Source organism: Phytopseudomonas daroniae (assembly GCF_004327275.1).
In the GTDB taxonomy this organism is placed as follows: domain Bacteria; phylum Pseudomonadota; class Gammaproteobacteria; order Pseudomonadales; family Pseudomonadaceae; genus Aquipseudomonas; species Aquipseudomonas daroniae.
In genome coordinates this window covers 148,125-166,869 of record NZ_QJUJ01000013.1, presented here as the reverse complement: position 1 = coordinate 166,869, position 18,745 = coordinate 148,125, and the positions used below count along the sequence as shown (strand labels likewise).

17 protein-coding genes and 2 pseudogenes are annotated in these 18,745 nt (G+C 62.4%); 7 read left to right on the top strand and 12 right to left on the bottom strand.

The genetic code is table 11. The features are described from left to right. Nucleotides 1-107: pseudogene (locus DNK10_RS26235) on the top strand (IS110 family transposase); the annotation flags it as partial. Nucleotides 108-149: 42 nt separating this feature from the next. Here the strand turns inward: DNK10_RS26235 and DNK10_RS23865 are convergent. Further along, nucleotides 150-1,103 (bottom strand): aldo/keto reductase, encoded by a 954-nt coding sequence (locus DNK10_RS23865; protein WP_131193265.1) that lies wholly within the window; start codon nucleotides 1,101-1,103, stop codon nucleotides 150-152. 353 nt (nucleotides 1,104-1,456) lie between these two features. Next, complete coding sequence (locus DNK10_RS23860) at nucleotides 1,457-2,347, bottom strand: LysR family transcriptional regulator (protein ID WP_131193264.1); 891 nt, start codon at nucleotides 2,345-2,347, stop codon at nucleotides 1,457-1,459. Nucleotides 2,348-2,489: 142 nt separating this feature from the next. Between DNK10_RS23860 and DNK10_RS23855 the strand changes: the two genes are divergently transcribed. From DNK10_RS23855 to DNK10_RS23845, 3 genes are all read left to right on the top strand, one after another. Beyond that, on the top strand, nucleotides 2,490-3,872 hold the full coding sequence (locus tag DNK10_RS23855) for a glutamine synthetase family protein (RefSeq protein WP_131193263.1): 1,383 nt from the start codon (nucleotides 2,490-2,492) through the stop codon (nucleotides 3,870-3,872). Between the two features lie 218 nt (nucleotides 3,873-4,090). Further along, a complete protein-coding gene (locus DNK10_RS23850) occupies nucleotides 4,091-5,368 on the top strand; it encodes an NAD(P)/FAD-dependent oxidoreductase (RefSeq protein ID WP_131193262.1) in 1,278 nt (425 codons plus the stop codon). A 157-nt stretch (nucleotides 5,369-5,525) separates the two neighbouring features. Beyond that, on the top strand, nucleotides 5,526-6,281 hold the full coding sequence (locus DNK10_RS23845) for a gamma-glutamyl-gamma-aminobutyrate hydrolase family protein (RefSeq protein ID WP_131193261.1): 756 nt from the start codon (nucleotides 5,526-5,528) through the stop codon (nucleotides 6,279-6,281). 71 nt (nucleotides 6,282-6,352) lie between these two features. On the opposite strand, the gene DNK10_RS23840 is transcribed toward DNK10_RS23845, so the two are convergent. Continuing rightward, the gene (locus DNK10_RS23840; protein WP_131193260.1) at nucleotides 6,353-7,027 is read right to left on the bottom strand and encodes a class I SAM-dependent methyltransferase; all 675 of its coding nucleotides are present in this window, start codon (nucleotides 7,025-7,027) and stop codon (nucleotides 6,353-6,355) included. A 236-nt stretch (nucleotides 7,028-7,263) separates the two neighbouring features. On the opposite strand from DNK10_RS23840, the pseudogene DNK10_RS26230 reads away from it, so the two are divergent. Beyond that, nucleotides 7,264-7,418: pseudogene (locus DNK10_RS26230) on the top strand (integrase); the annotation flags it as partial. Nucleotides 7,419-7,448: 30 nt separating this feature from the next. Here DNK10_RS26230 and DNK10_RS23830 read toward each other — a convergent pair. From DNK10_RS23830 to DNK10_RS23820, 3 genes are all read right to left on the bottom strand, one after another. Next, nucleotides 7,449-8,654 (bottom strand): arabinose transporter, encoded by a 1,206-nt coding sequence (locus tag DNK10_RS23830; RefSeq protein ID WP_208738864.1) that lies wholly within the window; start codon nucleotides 8,652-8,654, stop codon nucleotides 7,449-7,451. 68 nt (nucleotides 8,655-8,722) lie between these two features. Further along, a complete protein-coding gene (locus tag DNK10_RS23825; RefSeq protein WP_131193258.1) occupies nucleotides 8,723-8,914 on the bottom strand; it encodes an NAD(P)H-binding protein in 192 nt (63 codons plus the stop codon). Between the two features lie 27 nt (nucleotides 8,915-8,941). Next, nucleotides 8,942-9,601, bottom strand: a complete 660-nt coding sequence (locus DNK10_RS23820; RefSeq protein ID WP_131181178.1) for an O-methyltransferase — start codon at nucleotides 9,599-9,601, stop codon at nucleotides 8,942-8,944. A gap of 477 nt (nucleotides 9,602-10,078) precedes the next feature. Here DNK10_RS23820 and DNK10_RS23815 point away from each other — a divergent pair, with 477 nt between their 5' ends. Further along, nucleotides 10,079-10,711 carry a TetR/AcrR family transcriptional regulator gene (locus tag DNK10_RS23815; RefSeq protein WP_131181177.1) on the top strand — a complete coding sequence of 211 codons (633 nt, stop codon included), beginning with the start codon at nucleotides 10,079-10,081 and terminating at the stop codon, nucleotides 10,709-10,711. A gap of 210 nt (nucleotides 10,712-10,921) precedes the next feature. Here DNK10_RS23815 and leuA read toward each other — a convergent pair whose 3' ends face one another. Continuing rightward, entirely contained in the window at nucleotides 10,922-12,598 is a 1,677-nt protein-coding gene (leuA, locus tag DNK10_RS23810; protein WP_131193257.1) for a 2-isopropylmalate synthase, read from the bottom strand. Between the two features lie 322 nt (nucleotides 12,599-12,920). Continuing rightward, on the bottom strand, nucleotides 12,921-14,171 hold the full coding sequence (locus DNK10_RS23805) for a mechanosensitive ion channel family protein (RefSeq protein ID WP_131193256.1): 1,251 nt from the start codon (nucleotides 14,169-14,171) through the stop codon (nucleotides 12,921-12,923). A 152-nt stretch (nucleotides 14,172-14,323) separates the two neighbouring features. Between DNK10_RS23805 and DNK10_RS23800 the strand changes: the two genes are divergently transcribed. Continuing rightward, a complete protein-coding gene (locus tag DNK10_RS23800) occupies nucleotides 14,324-14,731 on the top strand; it encodes a DUF6491 family protein (RefSeq protein WP_131181174.1) in 408 nt (135 codons plus the stop codon). A 122-nt stretch (nucleotides 14,732-14,853) separates the two neighbouring features. Here the strand turns inward: DNK10_RS23800 and DNK10_RS23795 are convergent, their stop codons facing one another. The 4 genes from DNK10_RS23795 to xseA all read right to left on the bottom strand — a co-directional run bounded on the left by DNK10_RS23795 (nucleotide 14,854) and on the right by xseA (nucleotide 18,633). Then, nucleotides 14,854-15,156 (bottom strand): chaperone modulator CbpM, encoded by a 303-nt coding sequence (locus DNK10_RS23795; RefSeq protein ID WP_131181173.1) that lies wholly within the window; start codon nucleotides 15,154-15,156, stop codon nucleotides 14,854-14,856. Next, nucleotides 15,153-16,094 carry a curved DNA-binding protein gene (cbpA, locus tag DNK10_RS23790; RefSeq protein ID WP_131193255.1) on the bottom strand — a complete coding sequence of 314 codons (942 nt, stop codon included), beginning with the start codon at nucleotides 16,092-16,094 and terminating at the stop codon, nucleotides 15,153-15,155. The genes DNK10_RS23795 and cbpA overlap by 4 nt, the downstream gene beginning before the upstream one ends. A gap of 162 nt (nucleotides 16,095-16,256) precedes the next feature. Next, complete coding sequence (locus DNK10_RS23785; RefSeq protein ID WP_131193254.1) at nucleotides 16,257-17,078, bottom strand: peptidoglycan DD-metalloendopeptidase family protein; 822 nt, start codon at nucleotides 17,076-17,078, stop codon at nucleotides 16,257-16,259. 175 nt (nucleotides 17,079-17,253) lie between these two features. Next, nucleotides 17,254-18,633 carry an exodeoxyribonuclease VII large subunit gene (gene xseA / locus DNK10_RS23780; RefSeq protein WP_131193253.1) on the bottom strand — a complete coding sequence of 460 codons (1,380 nt, stop codon included), beginning with the start codon at nucleotides 18,631-18,633 and terminating at the stop codon, nucleotides 17,254-17,256. Nucleotides 18,634-18,745 lie beyond the last annotated feature (112 nt).

Sequence of the window (18,745 nt, the reverse complement as noted above, 5' to 3'; positions counted from 1 at the left end):
CCGGCAAACAGATCGTCTGCGCGGCCATGCGCAAGCTGCTATGCATCGCTTACGGGGTGCTCAAATCCGGCCAACCCTTTAACCCGCAACTCGCTATTGCGAGGTGAAGGTTAAGACGGTATCTACAACCGTCCGCTTCCGCCTTCTAGCTATCCCTGGTACGCGCTGGCCTGGTTGAGCATGGTTACCTCGTCCTCGCTCAATTGCAGGCGAGTGGAGGCGACCAGGTCGGCCAACTGCTTGCTCGAGGTGGCACTGGCGATGGGCGCGGTGATGCTCGGGCGGGCGATCAGCCAGGCCAGGGCGACCTGGGCAGATGTCGCGTCACGGGCTACGGCGACTTCGTCCAGCGCCGAGAGGATGGTCACACCGCGTTCGTCCATATAGCCCTTGACCATCTCGGCGCGGGCACCGGTGATATCTTCGCGGGTACGGTACTTGCCGGTGAGAAAGCCGCTGGCCAGGGAGAAGTAGCTGATCACGCCGATGCCGAGTTCCTGCACTACCGGTTCCAGTTCTTCTTCATAGGTTTTGCGTGCGTGCAGGTTGTAGTGCGGCTGCAGGCTCTGGTAGCTCGGCACGCCGAGACGCTGCGCCACCTGGTGCGCTTCGCGCAGGCGCTCGGCGCTGTAGTTGGATGCACCGATCACCCGCACCTTGCCCTGTACGATCAGGCGGGAGAAGGCGCCCAGGGTTTCTTCCAGTGGTGTGTCCATGTCGTCCTGATGGGCCTGATACAGATCGATGTAGTCGGTCTGCAGGCGCTTGAGCGAGTCCTCCACGGCTTTCTGGATGTAGTCTGCCTTGAGGCCTTTGCCGCCGTGGCCCATTTCCATTCCGACCTTGGTCGCCAGCACGATGCGCTCGCGCTTGCCGCTGCGTTTCAGCCATTTGCCGATGATGCTTTCCGACTCGCCGCCCTGGTGGCCGGGGGCCCAGGCCGAGTACATGTCGGCGGTGTCGATGAAGTTGAGGCCGTTGTCGACGATGGCGTCGAGCATGGCGAAGGATTGCGCTTCGTCCAGCGTCCAGCCGAATACGTTGCCACCGAAGGCGATGGGCGAGACCTGCAGGCCGGACTGACCGAGAGTGCGTTTGGACATCGAATGCTCCTCGAGTTGATGGGGCGTCAGCTTGTGACCGCCTGACGGCTTGCGAGGTTCGCCTGGTAAACGCCTTGGCCGCGCGCGCATGCCGCAGAAACGACACCGGCCCGGTTCGCGAGGGCGAAACCGGGCCGCAAGGCGGCGGTTATGGCCGCGGGGGGATGGATAAGCGTAGTTCAGGATGGTTGCAGGTAGATTGCACAATCCTGCTGCGCTCTGTCCTGATCCTCCATCGCGCTCATGGCGCCTCGAGCGTTAACGATCAGAATGAACGTCCTGTTTACCTTGCGTAGGAGCCCCCGCTCCTGCGGTAGGCCGCGATGGTGTTTGTACCTTCTCCTGAGCAGGCCCTAGCGCGTATTCAGCCGCGCCCGAAGCAGCGGCGTGAGCTGATCGAACAGGGTCTGTACCGAGCGCAGGGCCAGGCAATCGGGGCGTGTCAGCAGCCAAAGATCGGTATCGCAGTCGACCAGCGCCTCGCTCAGGCGCTGCACGCCATCCAGGCTACGGGCCATGAAGTCGGGCAGGGCAGCGATACCAAGACCCGCCTGCACCAGCGTAGCTACCGCCGACATGCTGCTGCAGCGGTAGCGGGGCACCAGGCTGGGGTATACCTGATGCCGCCAGGTCACGGTGATGTGATCGGGCATGGAGTCGTCCGGAGCGATCCATGGCACCGAGGTGGGGGCCTGCAGGAAAAGCTCGCGGTGTTCGGGGCGGCCGCAGATGTAATAGGCGGTGTGCCCCAGTTGCCGGCCAACCAGGTGCTCGGGCGGTGCGTTGGACAGACGCAGGGCGATATCGGCGTCGCGACGGCTGAGGTTGGCGAAGGTATTGGTGGTCGCCAACTCCAGAGACAACGCCGGGTAACGCGGCATCAGTTCGGCCAGGCTGGGCAGCAGCAGGTTTTGCAGCACGGCGTCGGTGCAGGTCAGGCGCACGGTGCCGCTGATGACTTTCTCGCCATGCTGCAGGGCAATGCGCGCGGCATCCAGGGCCTGCTCCGCACGTTCGGCCTGTTCGGCCAGGGCCTGGGCGCTCTGGGTCGGCATGTAGCCGCGGCGGCTTTTCTCGAACAACGCGACGCCGAGACTGGCCTCCAGTTTGCGGATGGCACGGAACACCGTGGAAACGTCCACATGCAGTTGTTCTGCGGCCCGCGCCAGAGAGCGCCCGCGCACCAGAGCGAGTACCAGGGCGAGGTCGGCATGGCTGATCTGGTATTGCGTCGATGCAATCATGAATTGTCTAAATGCCAGTATCGGTTGCGTATGCGCCCACTTATACTCAGGGCGTTGCCTAGAATCAAATACCCAGAATAAGAGGCGCCAGGCTCGTGAGATGTCTTCCTCGGGCGCGCCGAGCCAAAAGGAATGATTTTCCATGACTTCGGTTATCCCCCGTGTCGTCCAACTCAACGAGGCGAACACCTTTCTCAAGGATCACCCGGAGATTCAGTACGTCGATCTGCTGATCACCGACATGAACGGCATCGTGCGCGGCAAGCGTGTCGAGCGCGCCAGCCTGTACAAGGTCTATGAAAAGGGCGTCAATCTGCCTGCGTCGCTGTTCGCCCTGGATATCAACGGTTCGACCGTGGAAAGCACTGGTCTCGGCCTGGATATCGGCGACTCCGACCGCATCTGCTACCCGATTCCCGACACGCTGTGCAAGGAGCCCTGGCAGAAGCGCCCGACCGCACAGTTGCTGATGACCATGCACGAGCTGGACGGCAAGCCGTTCTTCGCTGATCCCCGCGAGGTCTTGCGTCAGATAGTGGAGAAGTTCGACGAACTCGGCCTGATCATTTGCGCAGCCTTCGAGCTGGAGTTCTACCTGATCGACCAGGAGAACGTGAACGGCCGTCCGCAACCGCCGCGTTCGCCCATTTCCGGCAAGCGCCCGATTTCCACTCAGGTCTACCTGATCGACGATCTCGACGAATACGTCGATTGCCTGCAGGACATGCTCGAAGCCGCCAAGGAGCAGGATCTGCCGGCCGACGCCATCGTCAAGGAAAGCGCCCCGGCGCAGTTCGAGGTCAACCTGCACCACGTCGAGGACGCGATCAAGGCCTGCGACTACGCCGTGTTGCTCAAGCGCCTGATCAAGAACATCGCCTACGACCATGAGATGGACTCGACCTTCATGGCCAAGCCCTACCCGGGTCAGGCGGGCAACGGCCTGCACGTGCACATCTCGCTGCTCGACAAGAAAACCGGCGAGAACATCTTCGCCACCGATGACCCGGAGCAGCACGCACCGCTGCGCCATGCCATCGCCGGCATCCTGGAAACCATGCCTGCTTCGATGGCGTTCTTGTGCCCTAACGTCAACTCGTACCGCCGTTTCGGCGCCCAGTTCTACGTGCCGAACGCGCCGAGTTGGGGCCTGGATAACCGCACCGTGGCGGTACGCGTACCCACCGGCAGCAGCGATGCCATTCGTATCGAGCACCGCGTAGCCGGCGCCGATGCCAACCCGTACCTGATGATGGCGTCGATCCTCGCCGGTATTCACCACGGCCTGACCAACCAGCTGGAGCCGGGCGAGCCGATCGCGGGCAACTCCTACGAGCAGCTGGAGCAGAGCCTGCCGAACAACCTGCGCGATGCCTTGCGCGAACTGGACGACAGCGAAGTGATGAACAAGTACATCCGCCCGGAGTACATCGACATCTTCGTCGCCTGCAAGGAAGCGGAAATGCACGAGTTCGAGACGACCATTTCCGATCTTGAGTACAACTGGTACCTGCACACGGTCTGACGGAGCGGCGAGCATGACAGACATCACCCGCCAGGACTGGGAGCAGCGCCACTGCAGCCTGGATGTCGAGGCGGGTGCATGCGACCAGCCCGCTTCCTTGCCTGCCTTGACCGCCCGGAGGCTGTCACTAACGTAGCGCCTTGCCTGGCTCTGGCTCGCGATGTCTCGATAGGGTTCATATCCAGAGCGGAAACTTTGGAGTTTTTAGGGAGTTTCACATGACTCAACACATCGACAGTTACTACGCCGCCTCGCGCAACCCGCGGGTCGACTACCCCACGCTCGGCGAATCCGTCGAGACGGATGTCTGCATCATCGGCGCCGGTTACACGGGCCTGTCCACGGCGCTGTTCCTGCTCGAGCATGGCTTTCGCGTCACCGTTCTGGAGGCCGCCAAGGTCGGCTTCGGTGCCTCGGGGCGTAACGGTGGGCAGATCGTCAACAGCTACAGTCGCGACATCGACGTCATCGAGCGTCAGGTCGGCGCGCGCCAGGCACAACTACTTGGCGAGATGGCCTTCGAAGGCGGGCGCATCATCCGTGAGCGGGTCGCCAAGTACGGCATCCAGTGCGACCTGAAGGATGGTGGCGTGTTCGCTGCCATCACCGCCAAGCAGATGGGCCACCTCGAGTCTCAGAAGAAGCTTTGGGAGCGCTACGGCCATACCCAACTGGAGCTGATGGACGAGCGCCGCATCCGCGAAGTGGTCGGCACCGACCGTTATGTCGGTGGCATGCTGGACATGAGCGGCGGCCATATCCACCCGCTCAACCTGGCCCTGGGGGAAGCCGCTGCAGTGGCGTCCCTGGGGGGCGCGATCTACGAGCAGAGCCCGGCCACCCGCATCGACCGTGGCCCGCAGCCCGTCGTGCACACGCCGAACGGTCAGGTGAAGGCCAAGTTCGTGGTGGTGGCAGGCAACGCCTACCTTGGCGGTCTGATGCCGGAGCTGGCGGCCAAATCGATGCCCTGCGGTACCCAGGTACTCGCCACCGAGCCGCTGTCGGACGAGCTTGCCCATAGCCTGCTGCCGCAGGATTACTGCGTGGAAGACTGCAACTACCTGCTCGACTACTACCGCCTCAGCGCCGACAAGCGCCTGATCTACGGCGGCGGCGTGGTCTACGGTGCCCGCGACCCGGCGGACATCGAAGCGATCATCCGACCCAAGCTGCTCAAGACCTTCCCGCAGCTCAAGGACGTGAAGATCGATTACACCTGGACGGGCAACTTCCTGCTGACCCTGTCGCGCCTGCCCCAGGTCGGCCGCATCGGCGACAACATCTACTACTCCCAGGGCTGCAGTGGTCATGGTGTGACCTACACGCACCTGGCCGGCAAGGTGCTGGCCGAAGCCCTGCGCGGCCAGGCCGAGCGTTTCGACGCCTTCGCCGGCCTGCCGCATTACCCGTTCCCTGGCGGGCAGTTACTGCGTGTGCCGTTCACGGCCCTGGGCGCCGTTTACTACCAGTTGCGTGATCGCCTGGGGATTTAGCCTGTTGATGATGGGAGCAGCTTTCGTAGGGTGGACGACGCTTCACCTGCGCGGCCCGGCCCACCCTACGTAGCGCCCAATTTGTCGTTCTATCCCGTGCTTCACGAGCAGATAAAGATTCGTGAACAGGTTTCAAGTCACATTGCGGAGAGTCAACATGACCCGTATGCCCCTGATCGGCGTTACTGCCTGCCGGCAGCAACTTGGCAAGTACGATTCGCACACCGTCGGCGACAAATACGTCGAGGCGGCGGCTTACGCTGGCCTGCCGCTGGTACTGCCGGCGCGCAGCACGCCGAGCGATCCGCATCAACTGCTCGATCAACTGGATGGCATCCTGTTCACCGGTTCGCCCTCCAATGTCGAGCCACGTCATTACCAGGGCACGCCCAGCATCGAAGGCACTCAACACGACCCGCGTCGCGACGCCAATACCTTGCCGCTGCTGCGCCTGGCCATCGAGAAGGGCGTGCCGGTGTTCTGCATCTGCCGCGGTTTCCAGGAACTCAACGTGACCCTCGGCGGCACCCTGCACCAGCGTGTCCAGGAACTGCCGGGCTATCTGGATCATCGTGAGCCGCAAAGCGAGTCGGTCGCCGAGCAGTACGCGCCGCAGCACACGGTCACCGTACAGCCGGGCGGGGCGTTCGAGCGTATCGGCCTGCCGTCGCAGTTTCAGGTCAACTCCCTGCACAGCCAGGGTATCGATCGTCTGGCCGACAGCCTGCGTATCGAGGCCCGGGCGCCCGATGGCCTGGTGGAGGCGGTGTCGGTGCCGGATTCGCCCGGTTTCCTGATCGGCGTGCAGTGGCACCCGGAGTGGCGTTTTGCCGAAAACCCGGAGTCGCTGAAGCTGTTCCAGGCGTTCCGCGATGCATGCCAGGCGTATGCCGAGCAGCGTCAAGCGCGCTAAGCGTCTTCGAAGCCGGCGAGGGAAGGGCGGACACGCGATAAGGGTTGGCTCATTGCATGCCAATGCCGCATTCACGTTTTATAAGCCACCCAACCCTTGAATGTGAACGCGCAGTAGAACATCTCGACCTGCCTGAATCCCGCCTCACGGAGCAGATCCACATCCTGTTCCGGTGAGAGCGCGGGAAGCCGGTTCCTGATCGAGGCAACACTGCTTTGCGCAGGTTCCTTGAGCCCTCCGGCAGCGTTCGCGAACGCCATGTAGCGCGAAAGCCATTTGTCCTTATCGCTGCCTTCGTTGGGGAAACTGTGGTGAGCAACGACGAGTGGGGCACCGGGTTTCAGCCGCTGGTGGATGGCCTGCAGTGTCTCGAGACGTTCGGCTTGCGGTAGAAAATGTAGGGTCAGCAGGCAGGTTGCGGCATCGAAAGGCCCCACAGGAGCCGTGTCGATATAGCCTTCGTGCAAGCGTACGCGCGACGCGAGCGGGCCAAGGATCTTGTCAGCCAATTGCAGCATTTCTGCAGACGGATCCACTCCGTCGAAACGCCAGTCCGGCTGCCGCTCGGCAAAGGCCTTCAACTCCAGCCCTCCACCAGCGCCGAGAACCAGGATATGTGCGTCAGTAGGTGCGTATTCGGCCAGCAATATGCTCGCCATTGCATGCAGATCGTGCAGGCCGGGTACGATCTTCGCCGTTCTTTCGGCATAGGTGGATACGAGCGTTGAATCGGAAAACGGATTCATTGGATGGCTCCATCTGACGTGCCATGGTGCGATGAAATTGCCTCGGCGCAGAGGCATGTCGGGCTTCCCGATAATCTGTCGCGAAGTACGCATAATCAGAGAAACGCTGGTTCTGACTCTTATGTAACTTACGATGTTTCATTTGAGGGCGAACGTCAAGTCTCGGCTGCACTGTCGATGATGCCGCGCACCTTTCAATTTCATGATGACTTCAACACTGGCTCCAGGCGTAGGCCGTCGAGTTGCGCGATACCCCAGCGCCCGGTTTCCTTTGCAAAATTACACCTGCCGAGCGCAAGGTGTTCATGTCCCAGTATCGCGCCAACGCGGGCGAACGCCGCAAGCTCGTGTCTGGGAGTTGACCGTCGAACAGGCTCGGCGCGTGATCCAGTAACTGGCTTGTCGAGGATGGAAAGTAATTTCATGGTGCTCTCCCGTTGTCAGCCTGTCCTGTCGTTGCCGGCCTATCGGAAAGCAGTCGGAAGGCGATGATCAGTGCCAACGCGACGGTGATGGCTCCCGCCAGATAGACCGAGGCAACCCCCTGTGCACTGGCCAATGCGCCGGCCAGTGGGCTCGTGATGCCCAGCGCGATGTCCAGGAACGCCACATAAGCACCCATCGCCAGGCTGCGGGTCTGCGGCGGCGCGCGGCGCACGGCTTCCACGCCAAAGCCAGGAAAGGCGAGCGAGTATCCGAATCCAGTCAGCGCCGCACCCAGATAAGCGATAGATGCTGTATCGCTGCCCCAGATGAACAACTGCCCGACCGCCTCGATGGCGACACTCACCAGCGCCACCTTCGCGCCCCCCAATTTGTCCGGCAGATGGCCGAAGAAAAGGCGTGCGCCAATGAAGGCCAATCCAAAGGCAGTGAATGCCAGCGATGAGTCACCCCACTGCTTGGCCGCAAACAGGAGGGCAATGAAAGCCGTGATCAGGCCGAAACCCACGCTGGACAGCGCCAGTCCCATCCCAGGCCAGAACACCGCGCCCAGCACCTTGTAGAACGGTGTTCTACGGGTTGCCGAAGGCGCGACTGCGCGCACGCCCGACGCCAAGGCCGCAGCCAGAACAGGCAGCGCCATCACGGACACCGCAATGCCGATAAAGTCCCACCGAGCGTTTATCGCGACACCGAGGGGGGCACCCAGTGCATAGGCGGCATAAATCGCAATGCCGACCCAAGCCATTACCTTGCCCGCATTCTGCGACCCGACCAATCCGAGGGACCAGCCCAGCGCTCCGGTGACAATGAGGCTTTCGCCCAGAGCCAGCAGGATGCGGCCCAGTACCACGATCCATACCGACGTGGCCGGTGCCGCCGCGAAGACCAGTGAGGCCAGATAGGCCAAGCCAGAACCGGCTGTAAACAGGCAGCCGATGATCACCGCGCGCTTGGCGCCGCGCAGGTCAGCAAGATTGCCCGCCCACGGGCGGGACAGTAGAGCCACGACGAACTGCAAGCCGATGACCAGGCCGATCACCAGCGTGCCCACGCCGAGGGTTTCGTGCAGGTGCAGCGGCAGTACCGGCATCTGCAACCCGATGGTGAGAAAGGCGATGAAGACCGCCAGCGTAATGGGCAGCAACGTCACGAAGACATTGGCACTGGAAGAAGATGTCATCGCCGGAGTCGGCGAAGGTCGAGTTTGATTTGGGGACATGGGATTACCTGGAAAGCCAATATTGCGGGTCAGCCGACGCAGTAGCCGGGCTGATCCAGATCGACGAGCGTGGCATGGACGATCTTCGCGCCCGTCGCAGTGAGCGAGTCCGCCTTGGCGGCGGAACGGGCCAAGCCCGTGACCTGGTGGCCGGCAGCGAGCAAATCCTCGACCACGGCAGAGCCGACCCAACCCGTGGTACCCGTGACAAATACGTGCATTGCGAAATCTCCTGTTTGGATGTCGATTCAGGCCAGCCGGATCGACAGTTCCACGTCCTCGCCGAACGGTACGGACAGGTAGCCGTTTTCCGGGGAGCGCACACGCGCCAGGTACTCCGGGCTGTAGTCGGCGTTGTCGGCAACGATCAGAGCGCCGGGCCGCAGGCGGTTTTCGAGCAGATCGAGAATTTCGCAATAGATCGACTTGGCGCCATCGAGCAGTAGCAGGTCGATGGACTCGGGAAGGCCGGTGGCCAGCGTTTTCAGGGCATCGCCTTCGCGGATTTCGACCAGGTCGTCCACTCTGCCTTCGACAAGATGCTGGCGAGCTTTGGCGACCTTCGATGGCTCGAACTCGCTACCGATCAGGCGACCGCCGCCGTTGTCGCGCAGCGCCGCCGCCAGGTACAGGGTCGAGAGTCCGAACGAGGTGCCGAACTCGACGATGTTGTGCGCGTTCGTGCTGCGTGCCAGTTGGTACAGCAGCACCCCGGTCTCGCGCGAAACGGGCAGCCACAAGTCCTTGGCGCGGCTATAGAAGTCGAGGTATTCGGTCTTGCTGCTCATCAGGAGCTCGCGCTCCTCGCGGGAGATGCCAGCCAGTGCAGGACTGGTCGCCTGCTCGGCTTGCTTGAACAGGCGATCCAGCAAGGGCGCCAGCGGTGCGTTGGTCAGTGTTGAGGTCATGGAGTTGTCCTATCCAGGTTGGGGGGAGGAAGGGCTTTGGGGGAGTCACCTGAAATGCGATTAATAATTCGCATTAGGGAAATAATATGACGAACCCTTCAGGTTAGAAATTCGCATTGGAGTTCGCGTTTTCTTCCATCCCGAACCGAGGTGCGAATCACTGGGTATCCCCTGAAAACACGGTGGTTGAGATGATCAAGTCGTGTCCACCGAGACCGGAGAGATGCCGAAGACTCAGGTTTTTCGTCAGGAAAGCGGGGGGCTTCGTTGCAACGCATGATGGGGACGCGCCTTGAGAGGGGCGCCCCCAGGGAGGTATCAGGGAGCCGCCAGTGTGCGTGTGCTCCGGCGACCACAACGGCCGATCAAGGATTGAGGCGATGATCCATGCTGCGCTACTATGCGAATAATTAATCGCATTTAAGGATGCGGTAACCCGATCGGATTTCCGTGCACCGAGACTTGCGCCACACCACCATGACCACCCGCAGCCGTCCGCAGATATCCTCGCGCAAGCAACCCCAGCAGGCGCGTTCGACCGAACTGGTCACAGCCATCCTGGAAGCCGCCGCCCAGATTCTGGCCCAGGAAGGCGTCACCCGATTCACCACGGCGCGCGTCGCCGAGAAGGCCGGCGTCAGCGTCGGGTCGATCTATCAGTATTTTCCCAACAAGGCATCGATCCTGTTCCGTCTCCAGGTCGATGAGTGGATGCAGACGGCCAAGATGCTGCGAAACATCCTCGAAGATGCCGGTACGCCGCACTTGGAGCGCCTGCGTACCCTCGTGCATGCCTTCCTTCGCTCCGAGTGCGAAGAAGCCGAGCTTCGCGGTGCGCTCAATGATGCGGCTCCGCTCTATCGCGACAGCCCGGAGGCGCGCCAGGCCCGGGCCGAAGGCGATCAGATGATCGATGCCTTCATGATGGAAGCCTTGCCGAAGGCGTCCGCTGCATCCCGCGATCTGGCGGGCGATCTCATTTTCACGACGCTCAGCAGCGTGGGTAACAGCTTTTCCCAAACTCGGCGAACCAAGGCCGAAATCAAAGCCTATGCCGATGCGATGGCCAACATGTTCTGTGCCTACCTTCAGGCGCTTCGACAAGATTGACGGTTGTAGCCTTGCTGGCAGCCGAAGTGCCAGACGCAAGCGACGCTAGACGGTCAATGCTTCAACCGAGATTGGCTTGCCACTAACGAGCGAGATCACGTTCACCTTCGCGGTTCAGTGTCTGGAGGAGCGCGTCTTGCCTGCGATTCATAGATTGCAGAAACGACAAAGGGACGCCGCGGCGTCCCTTTGTCGGTTATAGGCTGACCGTCAGGCTGCCTGGGTTTTCCCGTCGGCCTGGCGAACGGCGCGGTTGAGGGCGCTGAACAGGGCGCGGAAGCTCGCGGTGGTGATGTTCTCGTCGATACCGATGCCGTGCAGCGGGCGTTGGCCGTCGAGACGGATCTCGATGTAGCAGGCCGCTTTGGCGTTGGCGCCACCGCCAATCGCGTGCTCGTGGTAATCCATGATTTCCACCGGTAACGGTACGCTCGACACCAGGGCTTCCAGCGCTCCCTTGCCTGCGCCATTCCAGCGCTGCACTGTGCCGTCCACCTGCACTTGCACCTCGACGTTGCTGTCGCCGTTCTCTTCCTGCAGGCGGTGGCCTTTCAGCTCATAAGGCGCCTTGGCTTGCAGGTATTCGCGTTCGAGCAGGCCATGAATCTGCCCGGCAGTCATTTCCAGGCCCAGGCGATCGGTCTCGCCCTGAACGACCTGGCTGAACTCGATCTGCATGCGACGCGGCAGGTTGATGCCGTATTCCTGTTCGAGCAGGAAGGTGATGCCGCCCTTGCCGGACTGACTGTTGACGCGGATCACCGCCTCGTAATCGCGGCCGATATCGGCCGGATCGATCGGCAGGTACGGCACTTCCCACACCTGGCCTTCCTTCTGCTGGGCGAAGCCCTTGCGGATGGCGTCCTGGTGCGAGCCGGAGAACGCGGTGTGCACCAGATCACCGACATAAGGGTGACGCGGGTGCACCGGCAACTGGTTGCATTCCTCGACCACCTTGCGCACGGTGTCGATGTCGGAGAAGTTCAGCTGCGGGTCGACGCCCTGGGTGTAGAGGTTCAGCGCCAGGGTTACCAGGCAGACGTTGCCGGTACGCTCGCCGTTACCGAACAGGCAGCCTTCGACGCGATCCGCGCCGGCCATCACTGCCAGCTCCGAGGCTGCAACGCCAGTGCCGCGGTCGTTGTGGGTGTGCACGCTGATCAGCACGCTGTCGCGCTTGTCGATATGACGGCCGAACCATTCGATCTGGTCGGCATAGTTGTTCGGCGTAGCGCACTCGATGGTGGCGGGCAGGTTGAGGATCAGTTTGTTCGCCTGAGTCGGCTGGAACACCTCGATCACCGCGTTGCACACCTCGACGGCGAAGTCGATTTCGGTGGAGCTGAACACTTCAGGCGAATATTCGAAGCCCCACGCGGTTTCCGGTGCGGCATCGGCCAGGCGCTTGATGGTGGTGCCGGCGGCCACGGCGATGGCTTTGACGCCCGCCTTGTCCTGGTTGAAGACGATCTTGCGGAAGCTCGGCGCACAGGCGTTGTAGTAGTGAACGATGGCTTTCTTGGCGCCCTTGAGCGATTCGAAGGTGCGCTCGATGAGATCGTCACGGGCCTGGGTCAGCACCTGAATGGTGACGTCGTCGGGAATGTGGCCGCCTTCGATCAGTTCGCGCACGAAGTCGAAATCGGTCTGCGAGGCGGACGGGAAGCCCACTTCGATTTCCTTCAGGCCCACGTCCACCAGACACTTGAAGAAGCGCATCTTCTTCTCGGCATCCATCGGCTCGATCAGCGACTGGTTGCCGTCACGCAGGTCAGTGGACAGCCAGATCGGCGCCTGGTCGATGATCTTGTCCGGCCAGGTGCGATCCGGAATCTGAATCTGAGTGAACGGACGGTACTTCTGCGACGGGTCTTTGAGCATGCTCATTGAAAAATCCTGAGGGCGAGGGCCTGCGGTGGCCGTACTGAAAACAAAAGATGAAGAAGGGGATGAGGACGTTCGATTCAGCCACGCAGTCGCTGAGCGACCAGGCAGAGATTGGCGTGTTGCCGGAGAAGGATGAGGGTTTGCGAGACGTTCATGTGGCTAACCCTACCCAGTGAGGGGAAAGCTGGCAAGCCTGCCTGAAAAATTGGTGAAAACCACCAATGATGAATCATTGGTGGTTTTTTATTGCGGTATTTTCGTTATTTAAGTCGCTGTATTGCGATGGAAGACCTGGCATCCCGGCACGCCCGGTTTCTGCCATTCAGCTCCCGGTGTGCAGGGTCGGACGCAGCTCGCGCATATCGGTACCGCTCGGGTGCTGGAACACCCGCAGGCCGAATTCCGGGAGGATCGCCAGCAGGTGATCGAAGATATCCGACTGATAGCCCTCGTACGGCACCCAGGCCACGGTGTTGGTGAAGCAGTACAGCTCCAGCGGCAGGCCGTCGGCGGTGGGCTGCAGCTGGCGGACGATCTGCGTCATGTTCTGGTTGATGCCCGGATGCTGGCGCAGGTAGTGCTCCACGTAGGCACGGAAGGTGCCGAGGTTGGTCACCCGGCGCGTGTTGGCCGGTTCCTGGGCGGCCTCGGCCAGTTCGGCGTTCCAACTGAGCAATTCGCTCTGCTTGTTGCTCAGGTATTGGCCGAGTAGCAGGAAGCGCTGCAGGTGGGCGATTTCGTCCGGGCTGAGAAAACGCACGCTGGTTTGATCCAGGTACAAGGCACGTTTGATCCGGCGACCACCGGACTCCTGCATGCCTCGCCAGTTCTTGAACGGGTCGCTGATGAAGCGTTTGGTCGGGATGGTGGTGATGGTCTTGTCCCAGTTCTGCACCTTGACGGTGTGCAGGGCGATATCGATCACGTCGCCATCGGCATTCAGTTGCGGCATCTCGATCCAGTCGCCGACGCGGACGATATCGCTGGAAGAGATCTGCACGCTGGCCACCAACGACAGCAGGGTGTCCTGGAAGATCAACATCAGTACCGCAGCCATGGCGCCGAGGCCGGAGAGCAGGATCAGCGGCGAGCGGTCGATCAGCGCGGCGACCATGAGAATCGCCGCGAGCACATAGATGACGATGGTGACGACCTGGACATAGCCCTTGATCGGCTTCAGATGGGCATTGGGACGGCGCTGGTAGAGCGTGTTGATCAGGTTCAGCGCACCGCCGATCGCCAGGGCGATGGTGAGGATGATGAACGCGCTGCAGACGTTGTCCACCACCGTGACCACCGCAGCCGGCAGGTGCGGAACCACCTTGATACCGCTGGCCAGGATCAGCGCCGGAACGATATTGGCCAGGCGCTTGACTACATGGGCATCGGCCAGCACCTTGTCCTGGCCGATGCTGGTCGATCTCAGTGCACGGTACAGGCCACGCACCAGGATGCGTTTGACGATCCAGTTGGCGATCCAGGCGCCGAGGATCAGCAGGCTCAGGCTGATCAGCGTATGCAGTTCGGGGTAATTCTGTAGCCACTCCAATGTGGCTTGGTATTGCTCTTTCATCGCGTTCCTCGCTTGTTTCATGGCAGCTTGCCGCGCAGGCCAGAGTGCGGCAGGCGCGTACGATAGCAAACGCAGCCTGCCGATGATCGTATGCGAACCATTGGTTACATTCGGGTCTGTATAGAGAATCGCTTCGCTGGAGAGGCAGGAAGATGAAAAGGTTTGAATACGCCGCCGTACTGTTCGCCGGACTGGCGCTGGCCGCCTGCTCACAATCACCCGTGCGCGACGAGAGCCTGCCGTTGCCGGAGCGCCTGGCCAAACTGGGGTACCGCGAGGGCGAGCCGGTGGACTCCATCCAGAGTTACCGGATCGACGGCTGGCAGTACCTGGACAAGACTCACATCATTCTCGACGACGGCCCCGGGCGTGCCCATCTGGTGACCTTTTCCCGGCCCTGCCGCAACCTGAGCTTCAGCAATAACCTGGGCTTCAGCACCACCGTGGGCTCGCTGACGCGTCTGGATCGCATCGTCTCGCGCGACGGCAGCGGCTTTCCCGAGCATTGTCTGATCGGCGAACTGCATCGCCTGGAGAAGGTGCCCAAGCCGGGCAAGTGATGCCGGGTGTGCACCGTGAAGAACGCCCCCGCGCGGCAGCGCGGAGGCGCAATGGGGGAGCGGGACGCGCGGCAGGGCGAAGTCCCGTTGCTCGTAGGTGCACAGCGATCGAGCGGCTGTTTTCAGTCGGTAAAGCGCTCGAGCCGGCGCCGCAATCGCTGGTTTTCCGCGCGCAACGTCTTCACCTCGGCGAGCAGATCCAGGGCCAGGGCGATCGCCGCCCAGTCCAGCTCCAGTTCGCGACGCAGGCGGGCGGCATGCCGCAGCACACTCAGTGCCTCGCTGTCGAAGCGCCAGTGGCGGGGCTCGGGCCCCTGGGGCTCGACGATGCCGTGTTCGACCAGTTCGATCAGGGTCTCCACGGAAAGATGAGTGGCCTGGCAGCATTCTTCCAGGCTCAACTGTACGATCAGGACGTCGTTCATGCGCGTTTGCTCCAGTCGGCCCGTGGATCGAAGGAATCGGCGTCGGCCAGTTGCTTCCACAACGCCTGGGTGGTCGCATCGGCCGATTTCGGCATGACCACCTTGAGCACCGCGTAGAGGTCGCCGGTGGCCTGTTTCTCCGGCAGGCCCTTGCCCTTGAGGCGCAGGCGCTGCCCGGTCTGGCTATTGGCCGGAATGCTCAGGTTGAGACGTCCGCCCAGAGTGGGTATTTCCACCTTGGCACCGAGCGCTGCTTCCCAGGGCGCCAGCGGTACGGTGAGCAGCAGATCCCGGCCTTCGACATCGAACAGCGGATGCGGCACCAGGCGTACCTGCAGGTACAGGTCGCCGTTCGCCGCACCGCCAAGGCCCGGAGTGCCTTGCCCCTTGAGGCGGATCCGCTCGCCGTTGGCGACACCGGCGGGAATCCTGACGTTCAGGCTCTTGTCCTGGCTGCCGACACGCCGGCCGAATTCATCGTATTCGGGGAGCGTGTAGCGGATGCTCTTGTTCTGCTCGCCGAGGATCTCCTCGAGGAACAGCGGCAGTTCCATTTCCACATCCTGGCCCCGCTGCGCCTGGCGCGCGCCGCCGCCCTGGCGCCGGGCGCCGAACAGGGATTCGAAGAATTCGGAGAAGTCGCCGTCGAAGTGTTCGCCAGCGCCCCCCGGATTGCCGCGAGGCTGCCAGCCTGGCGGCGCTTCGAAGGGCTGGCCGCTTTGCCCGTAGCGTTTCAACTGGTCGTACTCGGCCCGCTTCTCCGGGCTGCGCAGTACCTCGTAGGCTTCGGCCACTTCCTTGAATTTGTCTTCGGCGTTGCTTTCCTTGCTGACATCGGGATGGTACTGGCGCGCCAGTTTGCGATAGGCCGTCTTGATGGCTTTCTCGTCGGCATCCTCGGCAACACCGAGTACGGCGTAGTAATCCTTGAAATCCATTGCATGCTCCCGCTGCTATTGATGCCGCTCTTCACCTCGAACCGGGTGGGCACGACATATCGACCAGTCTAGAACGCATGAGTTGAGTCTGTATTGGCCAGGGGCTGTTGCCGTTTCACTCACGGCCGCGCCGAAACGGGAGCAGACCCTAGAGTCAAGGCATCAGGGCTTGAACTGGCCGATGAAGATCGCCGGGTCGACCCGGGCGTCATTGAGGCTTACGTTCCAGTGCAGGTGCGGCCCAGTGGCGCGGCCGGTGGCGCCGACCTTGCCGAGTACGCCACCACGTGGCAGTTCGTCGCCGACCTTCACGCCGATCTCGGACAGGTGGCAGAACATGCTGATCAGCCCCTGGCCGTGGTCGACGAAAACGGTCTTGCCGTTGAAGAAATAATCGCCCACCAGGATCACCTTGCCAGCCGCAGGGGCCTTGATCGGCGTGCCACGGTTGGCGGCGAAATCCAGCCCGGAGTGCGGGTTGCGTTCCTCGCCATTGAAGAAACGGCGCAGGCCGAAGGGGCTCGACAGCGGGCCGTTGACCGGTTTGTCGAACAGCAGGTTGCTCGGCTGGCGGGGGCTGAACTGCTGGTAGGCGCGGGTCTGCTCGGCCAGTTCCCGCTCGATGCGCTTGAGGTTGGCGGCGTTGGGATTGACCTGTTGCTGGTTCTTGATGGTGATGCGCTGCTCGACGTATGTCTTGCTGCCCACCTGGAAACTCAAACGCTGGCCGGCCGACTCGATCTGCTGGGTGCCGGGTTTCACGCTCAGGGGAATGCCGACGATGGCGATCCAGCGTTGTTGGTCTTCGTGGATCACCAATACCGGTTTGCCCTGGTAGGTTGCGCTGGGTGCACTGGCCGAGGCACCGAGGTCGACCACGGCAACGCCGCCAGGTACTGGCTTGTTCAGCAGGCGGCTGATGAATCCTTCGGCGTGGGCGGGCAGAGCGAGGCAGAGAGTAATCAGCAACAGCAGGGGGCGCATTGATTTTCCTTTTTATCGAGACTTAGAAAAACTCTGTCAGGGCGAGGGTGGGCATTTTGCGAAACCACGGTACGGCTACCAATCGCCGGCAAGGGCTAGGCTCCTAGGGGGTCGTGTGAGTTCTCTGCCTCGTGTAGGAACCCGCTTGCGGGCGATGCGAGGGTGATCATGTTCCTCAGTCCAGCAGCGAAAGCGTGACAGGCGCGACGTGATTGTCTTCGACGCGTACGTCCAGTTCGCCTTCACCCAGGCGTGCCTTGAGGCGTTGCCCCGGTTGGGTGGCGGCGGCACTGCGAATGGCCCGGCCACGGTCGTCGAGCAGGATGCTGTAGCCACGCCCGAGGGTCGCCAGAGGGCTGACCACGTGCAGCGTCTGCATCTGGCTCTGCAACAGCAGGCGACGCGCCTTGAGGCCTTCCTTCATGGCCCTTGGCAGACGCTCGGCGAGGCTGTCGAGGCGCTGGCGCAGCAGCTTCAGGTGGCGGCCCGGATGCTGTCCGGCCAGGCGCGCCTGCAACTGCGCGAGCTTGTGGGCGCGCTGATTGACCTGCTGCGCATACGCGCGGCGCAGGCGCATGTCGAGATCGTCGAGGCGCTGGGCCTGCTGACGCAGCCGTTCGCCGGGGTGGCGCATGCGCCGGGTGAGGCCGTCGAGGCGCATGCGCTCGCGGGCCAGACGGCTATTGATGGCCAGAGTAAGGCGGCGCTGCAACACCGTGACCCGCTGTGCCAGGTCATCGCTATGGGGCGCCAGCAGTTCGGCGGCGGCCGATGGCGTAGGGGCGCGCACGTCCGCGACGAAATCGCTGATCGACACATCGGTTTCATGGCCGACCGCGCTGACGATGGGTGTGACGCAGGCATCCACGGCGCGTGCGACGGCCTCTTCGTTGAAACACCAGAGGTCTTCCAGCGAACCGCCGCCGCGGGCAAGGATCAGCGCATCGAAGCCCTGGGCGTCGGCCAGCTTCAGGGCGCGGACGATCTGCGCCGTGGCCTCGCGGCCCTGCACGGCGGTGGGGATCAGGGTCAGCTCGACCTGCGGAGCACGGCGGCGGAACACACTGATGATGTCGCGGATCACCGCGCCGGTCGGCGAGCTGACGATGCCGATGCGCCGCGGGTGAGCGGGCAGGGGGCTCTTGCGTTCGGCCGCGAACAGGCCTTCGGCGCCGAGCTTCTCCTTCAAGGCCTCGAAGGCCAGGCGCAGGGCGCCATCGCCAGCCGGCTCCACGGAGTCGAGAATCAACTGGTAGTCGCCACGGCCCTCGAACAGCGAGACCTTGCCGCGCACCTTGACCGCCAGGCCGTCACGCAGTGCCTGACGTACCCGCGCGGCATTCTGCCGGAACAGGGCGCAGCGCACCTGGGCCTGGCTGTCCTTGAGGGTGAAATAGACATGCCCGGAGGCAGGGCGCGCGAGGTTGGAAATCTCGCCTTCGACCCAGATGCCGCCGAAGACATCTTCGAGCAGCAGGCGAGCGCGGTTGTTGAGCTGGCTGACGCTGAGCACCTCGCGGTCGAGGTTCAGGCGTTGGAACGGGTCTTTGATCATGGACGGCATGATAAGCCGAGGCGCGGGTGGCTGAAACCGTGCGTCATGAAATGAAGCAGATACGCTCTACGACGCCGCTGTAGCTGCCGCCAGCAGGCCTGTGCGCGGTGAT

Excerpts from the sequence above, each read along its gene's own strand:
- DNK10_RS23865 (WP_131193265.1), bottom strand. The coding sequence starts at position 1,103 with ATGTCCAAACGCACTCTCGGTCAGTCCGGCCTGCAGGTCTCGCCCATC.
- DNK10_RS23860 (WP_131193264.1), bottom strand. The coding sequence starts at position 2,347 with ATGATTGCATCGACGCAATACCAGATCAGCCATGCCGACCTCGCCCTG.
- DNK10_RS23855 (WP_131193263.1), top strand. The coding sequence starts at position 2,490 with ATGACTTCGGTTATCCCCCGTGTCGTCCAACTCAACGAGGCGAACACC.
- DNK10_RS23850 (WP_131193262.1), top strand. The coding sequence starts at position 4,091 with ATGACTCAACACATCGACAGTTACTACGCCGCCTCGCGCAACCCGCGG.
- DNK10_RS23845 (WP_131193261.1), top strand. The coding sequence starts at position 5,526 with ATGACCCGTATGCCCCTGATCGGCGTTACTGCCTGCCGGCAGCAACTT.
- DNK10_RS23840 (WP_131193260.1), bottom strand. The coding sequence starts at position 7,027 with ATGAATCCGTTTTCCGATTCAACGCTCGTATCCACCTATGCCGAAAGA.
- DNK10_RS23830 (WP_208738864.1), bottom strand. The coding sequence starts at position 8,654 with ATGACATCTTCTTCCAGTGCCAATGTCTTCGTGACGTTGCTGCCCATT.
- DNK10_RS23825 (WP_131193258.1), bottom strand. The coding sequence starts at position 8,914 with ATGCACGTATTTGTCACGGGTACCACGGGTTGGGTCGGCTCTGCCGTG.
- DNK10_RS23820 (WP_131181178.1), bottom strand. The coding sequence starts at position 9,601 with ATGACCTCAACACTGACCAACGCACCGCTGGCGCCCTTGCTGGATCGC.
- DNK10_RS23815 (WP_131181177.1), top strand. The coding sequence starts at position 10,079 with ATGACCACCCGCAGCCGTCCGCAGATATCCTCGCGCAAGCAACCCCAG.
- leuA (WP_131193257.1), bottom strand. The coding sequence starts at position 12,598 with ATGAGCATGCTCAAAGACCCGTCGCAGAAGTACCGTCCGTTCACTCAG.
- DNK10_RS23805 (WP_131193256.1), bottom strand. The coding sequence starts at position 14,171 with ATGAAAGAGCAATACCAAGCCACATTGGAGTGGCTACAGAATTACCCC.
- DNK10_RS23800 (WP_131181174.1), top strand. The coding sequence starts at position 14,324 with ATGAAAAGGTTTGAATACGCCGCCGTACTGTTCGCCGGACTGGCGCTG.
- DNK10_RS23795 (WP_131181173.1), bottom strand. The coding sequence starts at position 15,156 with ATGAACGACGTCCTGATCGTACAGTTGAGCCTGGAAGAATGCTGCCAG.
- cbpA (WP_131193255.1), bottom strand. The coding sequence starts at position 16,094 with ATGGATTTCAAGGATTACTACGCCGTACTCGGTGTTGCCGAGGATGCC.
- DNK10_RS23785 (WP_131193254.1), bottom strand. The coding sequence starts at position 17,078 with ATGCGCCCCCTGCTGTTGCTGATTACTCTCTGCCTCGCTCTGCCCGCC.
- xseA (WP_131193253.1), bottom strand. The coding sequence starts at position 18,633 with ATGATCAAAGACCCGTTCCAACGCCTGAACCTCGACCGCGAGGTGCTC.